Source organism: Streptomyces sp. NPDC093071 (genome assembly GCF_044754545.1).
Lineage (GTDB): Bacteria > Actinomycetota > Actinomycetes > Streptomycetales > Streptomycetaceae > Streptomyces.
This window is the reverse complement of the sequence record NZ_JBIVPH010000001.1, coordinates 458902-475593: the sequence shown is the minus strand read 5'-3', so window position 1 is coordinate 475593 and position 16692 is coordinate 458902. Positions and strand designations below refer to the sequence as shown.

Below are 16692 nucleotides of genomic sequence, written 5' to 3'. Positions count from 1 at the left end.
GGCCGCCCCCTACTTCGGCTCGTACGCGGCCATCGCGGCCCGCACCCCGGGGGAGAACAGCTCGGGACCCAGCCCGTCCGAGTGCGCCAGGCCCTCCGGCGAGAGCCGCAGCAGCCCCTCCGGCGCCTCCCCGTCCAGCCAGCCGAGCGCCTCGAACAGCCCCAGCTCGTCGGGGAAGTCCGCGAACGGCGAGGACCCGAACCGCTCCTCGTACCCGGCGACCGGCATCCCCTCCGCCTGGAGCAGCGACTGCAGCAGATGGCGCCGCCGCGCCTCCCCGGCGTCCACCCACCGGCCGACCCGGGCGCGCGAGAAGTCGCGGGTCTCCGTGTAGGCGTCGATGATCGAGCGGATCTCCCGCATGTCGACGGCGTAGTCGAAGGAGTAGTGCAGGGCCGAGGTGTACGAACGGGCCCCGCAGCCCAGGCCGATCATCCCGTCCGTCTGGCACGCGTGGTCGTCCGGACCGAGCGGCGCCGCGTCCCGCCGCCGGAACATCCGCATCGACACCTGCTCGTACCCGTGGGCCAGGAGGTGGTCCCGGCCGTGGCGGTAGAGCCGCAGCCGCCGCCCGTCCCACTCCCGGTCGTCCTCGGGGGGCGTCCGGCCCAGACCGGTCAGCGGCCGGACGTACAGCGGATACAGGTACAGCTCCTCCGGACGCCAGGCCAGGGCCGCGTCCAGCGAGCGGCGCCAGGACTCCTCGGTCTGCCCGTCGATCCCGTAGATCAGGTCGATGTTGAGCACGGGGACGCCGGTGTCCCGGATCCGGCCGAGCGCCGCCTCGACGTCCGCGCGGCGCTGCGGCCGGACCGCCGCCCTCGCCTCGGCCTCCACGAAGCTCTGCACCCCGATGCTCAGCCGGGTCGCGCCCCGCTCCGCGAGCACCGCGAGCCGGTCGGCGGTCGCGGTCGCGGGCGAGGTCTCCACGGACAGCGGCACCGCCCGCAGGTCCGCCCCCATGCGCTTCTCCGCGATGTCGCAGAGCCGCTCCAGCTCGGCGGCGGTGAGGAAGGTGGGCGTGCCGCCGCCGAACGCGGCCGTGGCGAACCGCACCGGCTCCCCGTCCCCGAGCGCCTCGCGCACGGCGGTCGCCTGCCGGTCGAGGGCGTCCAGATAGCGGGTGGTCAGCTCGCCGGGGGCGCCGATCCGGGTGAAGAGGTTGCAGAAGCCGCAGCGGACCTCGCAGAACGGCACGTGCGCGTAGAGCGAGAGCGCGTCCTTCGGCTCCCCGGCCCAGAGCGCGGCGAGCTCCGGGGGCTCGGACAGCTCCCGGTAGGCCGTCTTGTGCGGATAGGCGTAGACGTAGCTGCGGTACGGGCGGGGGGCGGCGACAGGGGTGCTCACGCGGCGGCCTCCCCGGGCGTGGTCGGTGGTGCTCACGCGGCGGCCTCCCCGTCGGGACCCGGCAGGACGAACTGCGCGTACGGCACCGTCCACACGACCTCGTGGCCGAGCCGGTGACCGGTGAAGCCGTCCTCCCCGTACGCGGTGCCGTGGTCGGAGCAGACGATCGCGAAACAGGGGCGGCGGGAGCCCATCGCGGCGAAGAGCCGCCCGATGTGCCGGTCGACGTACTCCAGGGCCGCCGCGTGCGTCTCCCGGGAGTCGCCCGCCTCGCGGGTCGCCCCCGGCAGGTGGAACCAGTTGGGCTGGTGCAGCGCGGACACGTTGACGAAGAGGAAGAGCCGCTCCTCGCGGGGGAGCCCGGCCACGACCTCCTCGGCGCGCTCGACCTGGGACTCGAACGAGGTCGGGGACGCGACGCCGAAGGAGGGCTCCCAGTGGCTCTCCCGGAAGAGCCCGGGGAGCACGGTGCCGAGCGGCGGCCGCCCGTTGAAGAACCCCACCCCGCCGACGCAGACCGTCCGGTAGCCCTCGGCCGCGAGGGCGGAGACGAAGTCGGGGGTGTCGTGGACCCAGGTGCCGTCGGCGGTCGACTCGCTGCCCGCGAACCGGGCCGCGAACAGCCGGGGGTGGGGGCCCTGCGCGGCCGGGGTCGGCAGGAAGCCGGCGAAGATCGCCTGGTGGGAGGCGTAGGTGAAGCTTCCCGGCGCGTGCCGCCGCTCCCAGAAGCCGCCGGGCAGGTGCCGGGCCAGGTGCGGGATGCGGCCCCCGGCCGCCAGCTCGGCGGCCACGTCGTACCGGAGCGTGTCGAGGGTGACCAGGAGCAGGTCGTGGCTGCCGACGATCGCGTTCATGTCGGGCTGGTTCACGCGGTGCTCGTTCCTGTGGTGCGGGTGGTGCCCGTGAGGTGAGGTGTACGGGGGAACAGCGCGGCCACCTGGGCCGCGTAGGTGTCCAGGCCCTCGGCCCCGCCGCCGGACAGGCCCGTGAGCCGGGGCAGCAGGTCGCCGAAGGCGTTGACCTCGCCCACGGCGAAGCGGCGCCAGCCGGACGCGGGCAGCAGGTCGACGCCCACGCACCGGGTGCCGGGGAACGCGGCGGCGGCCCGCTCGCACACCTCCAGCGCGTCCGTCCACCGCCCGCCGGCGGCGGTGATCGCGGCCCGGGCCGCGTCCAGGTCGCCCCGGGCCCCGCCCAGGTGCAGATTGGTCAGGGGGGAGCGGCTGGTGCGGAGCACCGCGTGGGTGGCCCGCCCGTCGATCACCACCACCCGCAGGTCGGCGGCCCGCCCGTCCTGGACGGCCTTCGGCAGCCACCGCTCGACGTGCAGGCCGTCGGGGGCCAGGGCGTCCACGATCGCGGCGACCTCGCGCTCGCTCGTGTAGCGCCGTACCCGCAGGGAGTTGAAGAGCCGCCCGGCCGGATCGCGCTCCACCGAGGTGGTGGCCCGGACCCGGCCCGCGCCGGTCGTCTCCACCGCGAGCACCCCCGAGGCGGAGGAGCCGTGCGCGAGCTTCACGAACACCCGGCGCATCCCCGCCCCGGCCGTCAGCGCCCGGACGTCCGCCCAGCCGCGCACGACCGGCGCGCGGGCGCCGGAGGTCGGCGACGCGGGCACCGGCACGCCGGCCGCCCGCAGCCGGCCGTGGCTCAGCCGCTTGTCGAACAGGACCGGCAGCTCGGCGGGGTCGTCGACGAGGACGGCCCCCGCCTCCCCGACGCTCCCGGCGAGGCCCGCCACGGCGGCGGTGAACCGCCCGTACCAGCGGCCGGTGCCCTCGACCCGGGTCGGATCGCCGACCCCGCGCAGCAGCAGGTCGGCCTCCGGGTCCTCGCCGGGCGAGTCCAGTCGCACGGTCTCGCCCGCCGCGAACCGGGCCCGGCCCCGCAGCACGTCCGGCCAGGACACGACCCGCGCCCCGGGCAGCCCGGCGGACCGCAGCGCGTCCTGGAAGAACGCCACGCGGCGGCCCGCCGGGACGCCGACGACCACGGGGCGCGGGCCGGAGGTCATTCGGCGACCGCGACGTACCGGTGGGCCTCGCCGTCGCCGTCGTCCTCCGGCGTCTGCGGGTCGTCGAGGACCACGGTCACGCCGTGCGGGACGAGCGCGGCCCGCAGCCGCTCCCGCATCGGCTCCGAGAAGTAGTGGTGCGAGAGGTCGAGGTGCGCGAGGTGGGTCAGCGGCTGGCCGTCGAGCAGGGCCCGCGCGCCCTCGTCCGTGAGCACGCCCATGGACAGGTCGAGCCGCTCGATCCGGGCCACGACGGGCGCGCCCGCCACGGCGGCGGCGACGGCGTCCTCGATCACGCTGTTGCGCAGGGCCAGGCGGCGCAGGGCGGGGAAGGCCGTGCCGGCGAGCAGCGGCGCCAGGTCCTCGGGGGTGCTGTCCCCGCCGTACTCGTCTGTGCCGAGCCACAGTTCCAGATCGGCCAGGGCGGGCAGGTCGCTGCCGACGATCCCGCGCACGACCTCGGCACCGAGGCCGCCGGTCTCCACCGTCAGGGTCTCCAGGGCGGCGTGCCGGACCGGCGGGAAGACCAGGTCGGTGCCGCCGCGCACCCCCAGCCCGCGCAGCGCCGGATAGGCGGCGAGCAGTGGCGTCACGTCGGACTGGACGATCCAGGAGATCTCGCAGTCCTCGAAGGTCATGTCGCCGAGGAAGACGGCCTCCAGGGCGGTGAGCCGGTTGTTGGCGCCCATCAGGGCGGTGACGACGCCGGCGGACGAGGTCTCGTACGGCTCGTCCCAGCCGCCGACGACGAGCGCGCGCACCCGGGAGGCGTCGACCGTCTTCAGGAACCGCTCGAAGCGCGGGCCCCACTCCTCGTCCCCGGGGTCGGAGTACGTCGGCGCGGAGATCCGCCAGGCGACCCCGGCCGCGTCGGGCAGCTCGACCGGCGCGGCCGCGTCCGGGAACTCGAAGACGGGAAGGCCGTGGAACTCACGCAGGTGGTGGCCGATGGTCATGACGGTGCTCCAGAGGACGGACGGCGTGGGTCGCTGAACCCCTGAGTTCTACCAAGCGGCACCGACAGGACCCGGCGCCGGGGGGCCGTACGGGGCCGGGTCGGGCGGCGTACGCGTCCCGGCCGGGGCCGATTGTCAGTGGCGGCCCCTAGCGTCGTTCCCGTGTTCGGCCGACCGCGCCGGACGGGGAGGGGACAGCCATGTACCGGCAGGGAGACGTGCTGATCGTGTCCGTCGACGAGACGGCCGTTCCGGAGCGCGCGAGGACGGCGGCGGGGGAGCCGAGGGACGCCCGGGGCCGTCTCGTCCTCGCCTTCGGCGAGGTCACCGGGCACGCCCACGCGATCCCCGGCCCCGGCCGGCTCGTGCGGGAGCCGGGGCCCTACGGCCCCTTCCTGCTCGACCTGCCCGAGGGCGGCCGGGTGGTGCACGAGGAGCACGCCCCGATACCGCTGCCGAAGGGCTGGTACCGGGTGGTGCGCCAGCGGGAGTACGTGCCCGGCGCGTACCGGATCGTCGCGGACTGACGGACTGACGGACTGACGGACTGACGGACTGACGGACTGACGGACTGACGGACTGACGGACTGACGGGCCGGCGTGTCGACGGGCCGACGGAACAGGGACTTTGGGGGACACCGACATGAACAGCACCACCGCACAGGACAAGTGGCGGGCCGTCGCCGCGGCCACCGGGCCCGCCGACCGCGCCGCGGCCGAGGCCGGCGTCCGGCTCGCCTACCGCACGGCGGGCCTCGCCCCGCCGGAGCGCGTCCTCTGGGCGGACTCGCCGCTCGCCGCCGTCGCGCTCCTGGACGGACTGCCGGACCGGGGCCGCCCGGTACGGGAGGAGGTGCGCACCCGGCCGTGGGCCGAGGAGCGCCGCCGCCTCCACGACGCGCTCGGCCCGGCGGGCTGGGCGGCGCACTGGCAGTCGACGGGGGCGGTGCTCTGGGACCTCAACCGGGCCCTCGCCGACCGGATACGGACCGCGGTGACGGAGGCGCACCGGGCGGCGCACGGGGAGTCGGCACACGGGGAGGCGGCGGGCGGCGGACCGGGCGACGTCCGGCTGGTCCTGCTCGACGCCGTCCTCGGCCAGCACGACGCCGCCTGGCTCGCCGCCTTCGACGGACACGGCGAGCGCCTCGCGGGACTCGCCGCCGTCGCCGCGCACGCGGGCTGGTGGTGGCCGTACGAGGACGTCGCCGTGGTCTGCGAGCGGCCCGTCGAGCTCCACCGCGACGAGGCCGGGCGCCTCGACCGGGGCGACGGGCCGGCGCTCGCCTACCCCGACGGGTTCGCCCTGCACGCCTGGCGGGGCATGACGGTCTCCGCCGCCTTCCTGGCCGGGCTCGCGGACCTCACCCCCGAGCGGATACGCGCGGAGGAGAACGCCGAACTGCGGCGCGTGATGCTGGAGCACTACGGCTACGACCGCTACCTCGCCGCCTCCGGGGCCCGGCACGAGCACCGCGACGAGACGGGCGCCCTGTGGCGGATCGAGCTGGCCGACGACGAGGACGTGGTGACGGTCGAGGTCGTCAACTCCACGCCCGAACCGGACGGCACCTACCGCACGTACTGGCTGCGGGTGCCGCCCACCACCCGGACCGCGCGGGAGGGCGTCGCCTGGACCTTCGGCCTCCGCCCCGAGGCGTACGAGCCACTCGTCCAGACCTGAGCGGTGTGCCCCGGTAGCGGTACCCGGCTGGTACGGACAGGGGAAGGGGGACGCCGGTCAGGAGTGGCGTCCCGGACGCGGCGGCGCCGGGTGCTGGGATGTGCCCGCCGGAGCCCCGGCACCCACACCCGAAGGGACCGCCTGTGACGACCCGCCGGCCACGCGCCGCCCGTGCCGCCCGCACCACCCGTCTGCTCGCCGCCACCGCCCTGCTCGGCGGCCTCCTCGCCGGCACCGCCGCCCCCGCCCTGGCCGCCGCGCCGGGCGCGACGGCCCTCCCCGCCGCCCTGAAGGCCGAGCCCGCCACGGTCACCGTCGCCGGGCACGGGCGCGCGTCCGCCGCGCCCGACCTGGCGATCCTGTCCATCGGGGTCGAGGCCAGCCGGGCGACGGCGAAGGAGGCGATGGCAGCGCAGAAGATCGCGGCCGAGGCCCTCCTCGCGGTGCTCCACAAGCAGGGGATCGCCGAGCGCGACATCCGCACCGACAGCCTCTCCCTGGCCCCGGTCTACACCCAGAGCGCCGAGGGGGAGAGCCGGGTGACCGGCTACCAGGCCGGTCAGGCCTTCTCCGTGAAGGTCCGTGACATCGACAGGACCGGACAGGTCGTCGGCGCCGTCAACGACGCCACCCGGGACGCGGGCCGGATCAACGGCGTCGTGTTCGACGTGGCCGACCCGTCGGCGCTGCGGTCCAAGGCACGCGAGGCCGCCTTCCGGGACGCGTACGACAAGGCGACGCAGCACGCCCGGCTCAGCGGCCACCGGCTCGGCCGGCTCGTCTCGCTGAGCGAGGGCGAGTCCGTGCGCCCCGGCCCCGGCGGGGCCGCCCCCACCCTCGCCGAGGACTCGGGCGTTCCCCTGGCCCCCGGCGAGATCGAGGAGCAGATCACGGTCTCGGCGGTCTTCGAACTGCTCTGACGGCTGCTCCGAGGCCGCTTCGAAGGCAGCTTCGGAGGCCGTTCCGACGGGCGCCGGGCCCCGCCGACCGGCTCCGGCGCCCCGGGACCCCTCCGGGCCGCCCGCTCCCCTCAGTCCCGGCCCGCCCCGTCCGGAAGGTTCAGCTCCCGGGCGAGGGCGGCGTCGGCCCAGCGGAGCATCGCGGCGCGGGACAGGGGGCCGGCGTAGGCGGTGGTCTGGACGGCGAGGCCGTCGAGGAAGGCGGTGAGCCGCCAGGCCGCCTCGGCCGGGTCCGGGCAGGAGAACTCCCCGGCGGCGGCCCCCTCCGCGATCACCCGGGTCAGCGCCGCCTTCCACTCCTGGTCGAGGGAGGCGGCGACCCGGCGCAGCTCCGGATCGCGCAGCGAGGCCGCCCAGCCCTCGATCCACAGGCGCCAGCCCTTGGCCTGCCCGGTCGGGGCGTACCAGCGGACCGCCGCCCGCAGCCTGCGCACCGCCGTGGAGCGCCGGCCGAGCAGCCGCCGCAGATGGGCGAGGTCGGCCTCGGCGGCGTGCGCGAAGGCGGCCGCGACCAGCTGTTCCTTGGAAGCGAAGTGGTAGAGCACGAGCGCGTTGCTCACGCCGAGCGCCGAGGCCACGTCGGCGATCCGCACGGCCGCGACCCCGCGCGCCTCGATCTGTTCCACGGCCGCCCGCAGCAGCTCCTCCCGCCGCTCGGCCACGCTCAACCGCACTCTCGTCACGTCCGGCAGCCTACACAGCACGTGACAAGAGCATGATCATCTGCGACTCCGTCGGGTGACCGCACCGACGCTTTCCGTGACGCTCCGGGGTCACCGGAAGGCCTTCCTCCGCCACCGCGTGGGCGGGGCGGCCCGCCCCGGGCGTTCGGCCGGGGGCCGCCCATAATGGAATGACCCCCAGAGATCAGGAGCTCCTGTGACCGGTACCGGCTCAGACCGTTCGTCGCGGGCCCGGCTGCGCGCCCTGCGCCCCGAGTCCTTCGGCGCGGATTCCACCGGCGAGCGCCTCGCCCGGATCCGGCGTTCGCCGAACTTCAGGGACGGGATCTTCCAGAACCCCGAGCAGGCCCGGCGCGGCCCCTCCGGTTCCACCGTCGAGCTCGCCCGGACGTACTTCGAGAAGGAGGGGCGTGCGCGCCGGGCCCCCACCGGCGCGATCCCCGTCCACCCGACCACCGTGGCCGACCTGGCGCGGCCCCCGGCCACCGGTCTGCGCCTCACCTGGCTGGGACACTCCGGCGTCCTCGCGGAGATCGACGGCCACCGGGTCCTGTTCGACCCGGTCTGGGGCGACCGCTGCTCCCCGTTCCCGTTCGCCGGCCCCAAGCGGCTCCATCCGGTGCCCGTGCCGCTCGCCGCGCTCGGCCCGGTCGACGTGGTGGTGATCTCGCACGACCACTACGACCACCTCGACCTGCCGACGATCAAGGCGCTCGCCACCACCGACACGCTCTTCGCGGTACCGCTCGGCGTGGGCGCGCACCTGGAGCGCTGGGGCGTGTCCGCCGCCCGGCTGCGGGAGCTGGACTGGAACGAGTCCACCGAGGTCGGCGCCCTGCGCCTGACGGCCACCCCGGCCCGCCACTTCTGCGGCCGCGGACTGCGCAACAAGCAGCACACGCTCTGGGCCTCCTGGGCCGTGCGGGGACCGGAGCACCGGATCTTCCACAGCGGCGACACCGGGTACTTCTCCGGCTTCCGGGACATCGGCGCGGAGCACGGCCCCTTCGACGCCACCATGATCCAGATAGGCGCGTACTCGGAGTTCTGGACCAAGAACCACACGGATTCCACACCCCTGCCGGGCGCGTGGCCGGACATCCACATGAGCCCGCAGAAAGGTGTCCACGCGCACCTCGACCTTCAGGGAGGCAGTCCGCGTGGGGTACTGCTGCCGATCCACTGGGGCACCTTCAACCTGGCCCTTCACGCGTGGGCGGAGCCAGGGGAGTGGACCGCGGACGCTGCCGAGGCAGTCGGCCAGAAGATCGCCCTTCCGGTGCCCGGCCAGCCCTTCGAACCGTCCGGCGAACTTCCGACGGACCGCTGGTGGCTCGCGGTGTCCCACCCGCTGGCGCGCCCCTGGCGAGGCCGCGAGATCGCGGACTCGTGCTCGGCCGAGCCCTCCAGGGCCGATCTCGACCTGGCGGGCGGGACGGTACCGGAGACGCCCCGGGTCACCTGACCAGGGGTTCGGCGGGCCGTTGGCCGATCGCCGCCCGAGGTGTCCGACGGTCCCTCGACCTGGTCGGCGAGGTCCGGCAAGGAGGCCGTGGCGTATCCACCGAATCCCTTCTCCGCCATGTTCTCGAACAGCACGGCGTGGTATTCGGTGAACTCGCCCGCATCCAGCGCCGTCCTCAGTGCGTGGCCCGCCGCCACTTCGATGTGCACGCCGACACCGCAGAGCCCGCGTCAGCCACGCGCTGCCGAGCGGGTCGTCCACGGGTGGCGGCCGGTCCTGGAACCGGCGTCGGGGCAGGGGTTGCTGTTTTCGCCGTCCGCCCGTACGGATCGAACCTCTTCCCTACGACGTGTACGGCCCGGGCGGGTCCAAGCACGACACCGGAGCGCCGCGTCACTCCGTGGCGCTTCGAGGAGCAAGACTCCGGGTCGTGTCAGAAGCCTGCCCGGAACGAGAATTCCAAGGCGTCCCCGATCACGGTGAGAGACGTGCCCTCGCGCTGTCGGGGTGAGACGGTCAGACGTTTGTCCGGCGTCACCACGAGCACGACGAGAGGCGCTCCGACCTCCAGGGTGCGTCGTCCGAGCAGCGCGGTCGACCCGGAGGACGAGGCCTCGACCTCGAGGACGTCCACGTCGTCCCCGACCAGGACCGTCAACACCCGTACCGTCTCGTACCCGTCCTCGGTGTCGCCGCGCCCCGTGTCGATGAGCGCTTCGGTCTCGGATACGACGGACAGGGGGGAGCCGGTCAGGGCTTGCCGCAGGGGTGCCGGCACGTCGACCCCGAACCCGAGGAGGGCGCCACCGAGGTGCTCACAGGCCTGCCACTCTCCCGCCTCGTCCCGGACGGAGTAGTACAACTCCTCGGAAGCCGGTCCGTCGCCGCGGCGATGAAGGAGGAGGACGAACCCGAGGTCGTCCTCGGTCCACACATCCACGGCTACCGGACCCTCGCTCAGGGAGCCGAGCAGATCGCGCAGTGTTCTGCGGCCACCCCCGAGCACGCCTCCTTCCAGCGCGTTCAGTGCGATGTCTTTCATGCTTCGTCTCATCGTGCCCATGGCTCCCCATTCGGCGTCTCAAGGTACTGATCGTCTGTCGAGCGAAACGCGGCGGTGCCGGGTGACGCGCTCATCGAGCGTGCCACCCGGCACCGCACAGTCCTGCAACCGGTCAGCTCGGACGGGTCACGTCTTTGCCATGCAGGAGAAGTTGTCGTCGGCGACGTAACCGTTCCAGCCGAAGACGCCGACCATGCCGTACGTCTTGAGCCTGCTGCCGGGCTTCACCTGAACAGCCACGTGGACGGCCCAGCCGATCTTGACGGGGTTGTACCAGGTGCCCTTGGCCTGGAGCCTCTGGAACCTGTTGCGCTTTCCGGGCAGGACGCCGAACACCTCGATGTACGAGACGTTCTTGGCCAGGTAGCGGTTGGTCCAGCCCATCACCTGGACGTTCATGTAGTAGCGGATGTAGCGGTAGCCGCTCTTGTTCACGCCACCACCGGCACGCTGAACGATGATGCGCATGCCGTACCCGTTCCTGACCATGCGCTTGCCGCAGTTCGGGTACATGCCCGTGGCGTCGGTGGTGTTGCAGGGGTCCGCGTTGCCGTAGTCGTACGCGTTCGCCGAACCACCCGGAACCGGGTCGGTCTGCAGGAACCGGCCGCGGGCCGGGTCGTAGAGACGCACACCCATCAGGCTGAGGCCGGAGGGAGTGTCGGAGTTCCTCTGCTGGGAGCCCATCCATCCGTAGCGGGCGCCCGCCTGCCCCGCGCGCGGGTTGCCGTACTCGTCGTACTCCAGCGCGACGGGCGCCACGCTCGTGTCCAGCGGAAGCTGGAGCGCGACGTCACCGTGCACGTTGGTGAGCTGGAGGACCGTGCCGCCGGTCTTCCCGGTGGTGGCACCGAGTCCGCCGCCCGCGGTGTCCACGTTGCGGGTCAGCTCGCCGGTGGCCTGGTTCTCGACGATCCAGCGGGGCGAGTCGCTGTCGCTGTCGTAGTGGTTGACCCTGGACGAGGTCTGAGTCCACGTACCGCTGCTGTTGGTCTCGGTGGTCCAGGAACGGAAGCGCATGGCGGGGTCCAGCTGCCACGTCTGCCGCTGGCTGCCGACGGTCTGCTGACGAACCAGGTCGTTGGCGTAGTAGCCGAGGGTGCCGTGCGTCGGCGCGGTCGTGGTGCGGCCGAAGGCGTCATAGGTGAAGCCCGCGTCCACGGCACGGTCGGCGGTGTCGTAGGTGTACGTCTTGGCGGTACCTCCGCTGGCCGGGCAGTCCAGGCCCGGGGCCGCGGCCGCCGTCGTGAGCGACGTGCGGTTGCTGTGCTTGTCGAAGGCGTATGCCCGGCGGGTGCACACCGAGTCGGCGGTGTCCAGCACCGTGGTGAGGCGCCCGAGCGCGTCATAGGCGTAGGACTGGTCGGTCCAGCCCGCCTTCGCGGTCACCTGACCGTGAACGGACTCCTCGACCTGATCGGTGTAGACCGCCGTCCCGTCGCTGTCCCGGGTATACGTACGGGATATCGCCGCGCCCGCGGAGTCCTTCCGCTGCGTCATGGTGTAGCCACCGGGCAGCTTCTCGCTCATGACGCCACCGTCGGCGTCGTACGACGCCCCGAAGGTGCCGGCGACGGAGTCCGTGATGCCGGTGATCAGGCCGCGCGGTTCGGCGGTCTCGTCGTAGGTGAACGTCAGCGTGGACGGCACGTTGTCGCTGACCTTGACCGGACGGTTCAGGAGGTCGAACGTGGTCGTCGTCACGCCACCGTCGGCGTCCGAGTAGGTGAGCTGTCGTCCCAGCCGGTCATAGGTCCGCGAGACGGCCCCGCCCGACGCGGAAGACATCTTGGAGACCTGGCCGTTGGCCGGGTCGTATTCGGTGGTGACTTCCGGAACCGCCGTGCCGACGCCGCCGGTCATCACGGTCTTCGAGGGACGGCCCGCGTTGTCGAACGTGGTGGTCGTGGTGCGGGTGCTGCCGTTGGCGGTCTCGGTGATCTTCTGGATGCTGCCCCACCAGTCGTACTCGGTGGTGGTCGTCGGCAGCTGGGACGGGTTGGTGCCGCCGTTCACGATCGCGCCGCCCGGACCGGTGGAGCAGAGCTGGTCGGCCCACTCCGGCCGGCCGGCGCAGGGCCCGGTGCCGGTGGCCGACCAGTAGGTCGTCACCCGCGTCGTCGCGTCCGTGGCGGTGGAGCCCGGGAGGATCTCCTTGTGGACGCGGCCCTGGCTGTCGTACTCCGTCGTCGAAGTCTTGGCCAGTCCGGACGGGTCCTGGACCGTCTTGACCGGCAGCCCCTTGACCCAGTCGAAGACGGTCTCCGTCACACGGGCCTCGCCCAGCACCGTGGGGTGCTCGCGCACCTGCGCGCCCGAGGTCATTCGGGTGACCTGGTCCTTGACCGTGGCCGTGCCGTCGGTCGGGCGGCCCTGGTCGTAGGTGAGGACCGTCCACGGGCGTGCCGTCACCGGTGTGCCGGCCGGGACCAGCGTCGTGGTGCCGGAGGTGAGGTTCGCCGTCAGTTCGACCCTGCGCAGCGGACCGAACTCCTCCATCTTGCGGGCACCGTCAGCGGTGTACACGTGGCGGGTGGACAGCAGCTCCGCGCGCTCGGCGGAAGAGAGCTGAGCGATGCCGAGCTCGGCCTGGGCGGCCTTGTCGGCAGCGGTGAGGCCCAGGGCGAGGGACCGGTTGGACGCGGTCAGCTCCCGGACGATGTTGCCGAAACGGTCGGTCTCCGTGGCTCCCGTGTGACCACCGGGGGCCACCGTGTTGATCGCCCGGCCCGAGACGCCCATGTACGTGACGGCGGCGCGCTTGTAGTCCGCCGCACTCAGTCCGCTGCCCGTGTGGGAAGCCGGTACCGAGCCGGGGGCCAGAACTGCGGTCGCGTCGGTGGGCGCTTCCGTCTGACCCCACGTCCGGATGGTGCCGATGCTCATGTCGTACGGGGCGGTGGTGCCGCTGAGCGGCACGTCGTACACGACGCTCGTCACCGCGTCACCCTCGACGACATCGGCCGTACCCGGCTTGAGCGCGGGGCGCGATGCCTTCAGCAGCATTCCCTCACCGGCGGTGACGGAGTCGCCGGCCTTGCCGTAGGTGAAGGTCCAGGGCAGGCGTCCCGCGGGGGTGTAGGTGATGACACGTCCCTGGGCGTCGTAGGTGTACGACGTCTTCAGGGCGGGGACGACGAGCGGCTGCCAGGTCTCGCGCAGTCGGCCGGCATCGTCGTAGGCGTACGCCTGCACGGGCTTGGAGGTCGCCGCCGCGGCGCCCGGCTCGGTCGCCCAGAATCGGATCTCCTTGACCCGGCCCACGTAGTCGCCCAGGGAGGAGGCGGTGGCGGTGGTGCTCGTCGCGTAGACGAACTCCATCACCCGGCATCCCTTGGTCGAGGGCGTTGCCACGCAGGTGGAGGACGGGACGGCCGAGTTCTCGACCACGATCCGCTTGGGGCGTGCCAGGGTCGCGCCGTTCACGGCCACCGTCTCGGAGCTCGTGGTCGTCTCCGAGTTCGGATTGCCGGTCATCACGGAGGAGGTCACGTTCCACACGGGGGACGCGGCGTCCAGCTTGTTGAACGAGGTCACCGCCCCGTCCGCGTCGGTGAGGGTGAAGGAACCCGTCACGCTGCCCTTGAGGACCATCTTGGGAGCACCGGGCTCCGGGATCCAGCCCGTCCTGGCGGCGTTCGCCGTGAAGTCGATCGTGTCCGTGTTGGAGGACACCACGACCACCGAGGTGTCGGAGATCTTCCGGATGTGGGTGTAATCGGAGCCGGTCACCTCGGCGGTCGTACCGGCCGACCATTCCTTGCCGAAGATCATGACCTGGCCGTCCTGCTCCGCACTCGCATCAGGCACACGGGAGGAGTGCGTACGGGAGACGCTGAGACCGAAGTGGGACGCTTCGCTCTCCGACAGGGTGTAGTTGCCGGTCAGCAGGTTCAGGGCACCCGGCCCGACCCGGCTTCCCGCCGCACCCTGCGCGTTGCGGTCGACCACGAGCGTGTGGGCGGCCGTGCTTCCCGAGGCCGAGTCGGGACCCGTGAAGTCGGCCTTGATCTCGATCGAGCCGTCGGGGTCGACGGTCTTGGCCGCGTCCCAGACGAGCGAGCCGTTGCGGCCGCCGGTCAGCGGTACCGGCCATGCGGACAACGGGCTGCCGCCGGAGGTCACGTCGCCGGGCGGAATGCTCGCCCAGGGGTCGGCCTCGGAGCGCCGCCAGGAGAACGTCACCGCGTTGTACTTGGTGCCGTCGCCTTCTGCCGCCAGCGTGACGCGCCGAGCGGTGGTCTCGCCGTCCGCCGGCTGCACGAAGCCACCGGGGCCCGCGTGGAAGGTGTGGGAGATGGCCTCGGACTTGTTGTCGGCCTTGTCCACGGCCCGCACCTGGAGGGTGTGGGTGCCGTCCTTCGGCGGAGTCACGGATATGGACTTGGCGCCGGCGACGCCGCCGGTGGTCACCTTGGTCCAGGTGACGCCGTCCAGGGACCACTCGAGCCAGTTGTGGTCGGTGCCGCTCGGGGTGACGATGAAGGTGCCGGCCTGGCCGGCGCCCTTGACCCAGGCGGTGGACGGGTAGTCGGTCGAGGTGATGCCGGTGGGGGCGACGGGGTTGGTGGTGTCGACCGTGAAGGTCTTCCAAGCCGACCAGCCGAGGTTGTAGTGCGCGCCGTCGTAGGGCGAGGTGCGGAACTTGTACGTCTTGCCGTTGGCCAGCACTCCGGCGGGGACGGTCACGGAGGCGGTCTGTCCGGAGGCCGCCCAGGGGGAGACGATGACGTTGCCGACCTGGGTGTCGGTGGCGTTGTCGAAGATCTGGAAGGTGCCGTTGACCTTGTCGCCGTTGGGGTCGACGAAGGTGTCCCGCAGGGTGGGGGTCGTGGTGTTGACCACGTAGGCGCCGCCGTAGGAGAAGAACGGCGGGCCCGCCTCCTGCTTCGTACCCGTGCGGGGCCGGTAGTTGTAGGTGACGGTCAGCTTGGGCGGGTTGGAGGCGGCGTTGGCGGAGTTGACCCGCTTCCACTGCCCGGTGTTGTTCTCGTCGGTGGCGCGCAGGCCCATGTGGGACTTGGCGGCCTTGGCCGAGGCCCATTCCTGCACCATGGTGGTGACGTCGGCGTTGATCCAGCCGTCGGGCTGCGCGGTGCACGAGGCGTTGCCGCGGGTCTCGCTGGAGGTGGCCTTCTTCGCGGTCCAGGCGGGCTGGGCCGTCCACCGCGAGGAGGTGGTCGCGGCCCCGGTGGACCACACCTCCCACGGCTGGTTGGGGCAGGCGGAGCCGGTGTAGTTGCCGGAGTGGAAGTTCCACAGCGACAGCTTGGCGTCCGTCACCAGGGCGTCGGCGATCGGCGCGGTGTTCCAGGAGACGAAGGAGCGCGCGGTGCGGAAGGTGCCGTCGGCGTTCTTCGTGCCCGGGTTGCCGAGGTCGAGCTCGACGTCCGTGGACCAGTCGACGGTCGTGCCCTGCTGGACGTAGGTGTCGAAGACGTTCGACAGGGAGGAGGTGGACGGGTCCACCGTCACCGGGTACTTCGTCGCCGGATCGGCGAGGAAGGCGGCGTCGGGGGTGAGGACCAGGTCCACGCCGCCCTTGGCCTTGACGACCTTCATCGCCACATTGATCTGGCGGGTGTGCTTGCCGGACACGGGGTCGACGGTGGCGTCCCACATCACCGGCGCGGGCATGACCGCGGTCTTCTTCGACTTCCTGTCGGTGAACAGCACGCTGCCGTCCGGCTGCTGCTCGACCTTCAGGCCCTTGGTCTTCAGAGGGAGGGTGTAGGAGTAGTCGCCGGTCGGCCTCTCCCTGATGTCCACGAACTGCTCGAAGCCCGTACGCGTGGCCTCGACCACCACGTCCGCGCCGGGCACCGCGTCGACGTAGGTGGCACGGGTGCCGTCGAGCTTCGGCGCGGGCAGGCCGCCCCGCCACTGAAGCGTGATCGCCTCGTCACCCTGGCCGAGCGTCACCAGGTCGGTCGCGGGGGCGGACTGCGCGGCTCTGAGCGAGGCGGCCTTGGCGCCGGTCTTCCCCGCCAGCCTCAGGCCGGTCGGATGCGCCTTCGAGACGACCGACCCGTCCGGTGACGCGTCGAGCGTGACATCGACGTCCCGCCACTGGCCGGTGGTCGCTTCCTTGAACCGGATGGGGCCGGCCGACAGCTCGGTGGTCAGCGAACCGTCCTTGTTCACCCACGTCGTCGACGTCTCGGTGCGCTCGGACAGCGCCTCGACCCGCTTCCCCGAAAGCCGTGCCGCCACACGCGCGGAGGCGACGTCCGCCGCCTGTGTGGCAGCTGCCTTCTTCGGAGCTGCGGCTTTTCGGGTCGGCTCTGCCGTGGCTGGACTCGCACCGTTGAGCAGGGCAACGGACACGGCCAGGGCAAGGCCCCCTGCTGTGAAGCGCGAACCCGAACCCGACCAAGCCCGCCTCCGCCTCAACTGCGGAGACACGCGAAGCGTCATGATTCCTCGATCTCTACTTTCTGTGCATCACCTGTGTGATGCCTGTGTGAATGTATCGAGGATGAAATTCGGCGAAATCGGAATGATGATGATCAAGGTGCGCT

Annotated in this window: 11 protein-coding genes; 4 read left to right on the top strand and 7 right to left on the bottom strand. The window is 72.5% G+C overall.

All coding sequences use genetic code 11. The annotated features are described in order from the left end of the window. Positions 1–9: 9 nt before the first annotated feature. From ACIQD7_RS01900 to ACIQD7_RS01885, 4 genes are read right to left on the bottom strand one after another with little or no spacing between them, the layout of a single operon-like run. Entirely contained in the window at positions 10–1347 is a 1338-nt protein-coding gene (locus ACIQD7_RS01900) for an STM4012 family radical SAM protein (protein ID WP_402438589.1), read from the bottom strand. Positions 1348–1379: 32 nt separating this feature from the next. After that, on the bottom strand, positions 1380–2201 hold the full coding sequence (locus ACIQD7_RS01895; RefSeq protein ID WP_402439680.1) for an STM4013/SEN3800 family hydrolase: 822 nt from the start codon (positions 2199–2201) through the stop codon (positions 1380–1382). An 11-nt stretch (positions 2202–2212) separates the two neighbouring features. Continuing rightward, positions 2213–3361 carry an STM4014 family protein gene (locus ACIQD7_RS01890; RefSeq protein ID WP_402438587.1) on the bottom strand — a complete coding sequence of 383 codons (1149 nt, stop codon included), beginning with the start codon at positions 3359–3361 and terminating at the stop codon, positions 2213–2215. Continuing rightward, a complete protein-coding gene (locus tag ACIQD7_RS01885) occupies positions 3358–4317 on the bottom strand; it encodes an STM4015 family protein (protein ID WP_402438586.1) in 960 nt (319 codons plus the stop codon). Before ACIQD7_RS01885 ends, ACIQD7_RS01890 begins: the two co-directional genes overlap by 4 nt. 200 nt (positions 4318–4517) lie before the next feature. Between ACIQD7_RS01885 and ACIQD7_RS01880 the strand changes: the two genes are divergently transcribed. The 3 genes from ACIQD7_RS01880 to ACIQD7_RS01870 all read left to right on the top strand — a co-directional run bounded on the left by ACIQD7_RS01880 (position 4518) and on the right by ACIQD7_RS01870 (position 6921). Next, a complete protein-coding gene (locus ACIQD7_RS01880; RefSeq protein ID WP_121829559.1) occupies positions 4518–4844 on the top strand; it encodes a hypothetical protein in 327 nt (108 codons plus the stop codon). A gap of 116 nt (positions 4845–4960) precedes the next feature. Continuing rightward, positions 4961–6001, top strand: coding sequence for a DUF6745 domain-containing protein (locus tag ACIQD7_RS01875; protein WP_402438584.1), 1041 nt, complete (start codon positions 4961–4963; stop codon positions 5999–6001). 143 nt (positions 6002–6144) lie between these two features. Next, positions 6145–6921 carry an SIMPL domain-containing protein gene (locus ACIQD7_RS01870; RefSeq protein WP_402438582.1) on the top strand — a complete coding sequence of 259 codons (777 nt, stop codon included), beginning with the start codon at positions 6145–6147 and terminating at the stop codon, positions 6919–6921. 110 nt (positions 6922–7031) lie between these two features. On the opposite strand, the gene ACIQD7_RS01865 is transcribed toward ACIQD7_RS01870, so the two are convergent. After that, the gene (locus tag ACIQD7_RS01865) at positions 7032–7643 is read right to left on the bottom strand and encodes a TetR/AcrR family transcriptional regulator (protein ID WP_161372614.1); all 612 of its coding nucleotides are present in this window, start codon (positions 7641–7643) and stop codon (positions 7032–7034) included. A 196-nt stretch (positions 7644–7839) separates the two neighbouring features. Between ACIQD7_RS01865 and ACIQD7_RS01860 the strand changes: the two genes are divergently transcribed. Further along, positions 7840–9108 (top strand): MBL fold metallo-hydrolase, encoded by a 1269-nt coding sequence (locus ACIQD7_RS01860; RefSeq protein WP_402438580.1) that lies wholly within the window; start codon positions 7840–7842, stop codon positions 9106–9108. 433 nt (positions 9109–9541) lie between these two features. On the opposite strand, the gene ACIQD7_RS01855 is transcribed toward ACIQD7_RS01860, so the two are convergent. Further along, positions 9542–10171, bottom strand: coding sequence for a hypothetical protein (locus tag ACIQD7_RS01855; protein WP_402438578.1), 630 nt, complete (start codon positions 10169–10171; stop codon positions 9542–9544). Positions 10172–10297: 126 nt separating this feature from the next. Then, entirely contained in the window at positions 10298–16498 is a 6201-nt protein-coding gene (locus ACIQD7_RS01850) for a DNRLRE domain-containing protein (protein WP_402438576.1), read from the bottom strand. Positions 16499–16692: the final 194 nt, after the last annotated feature.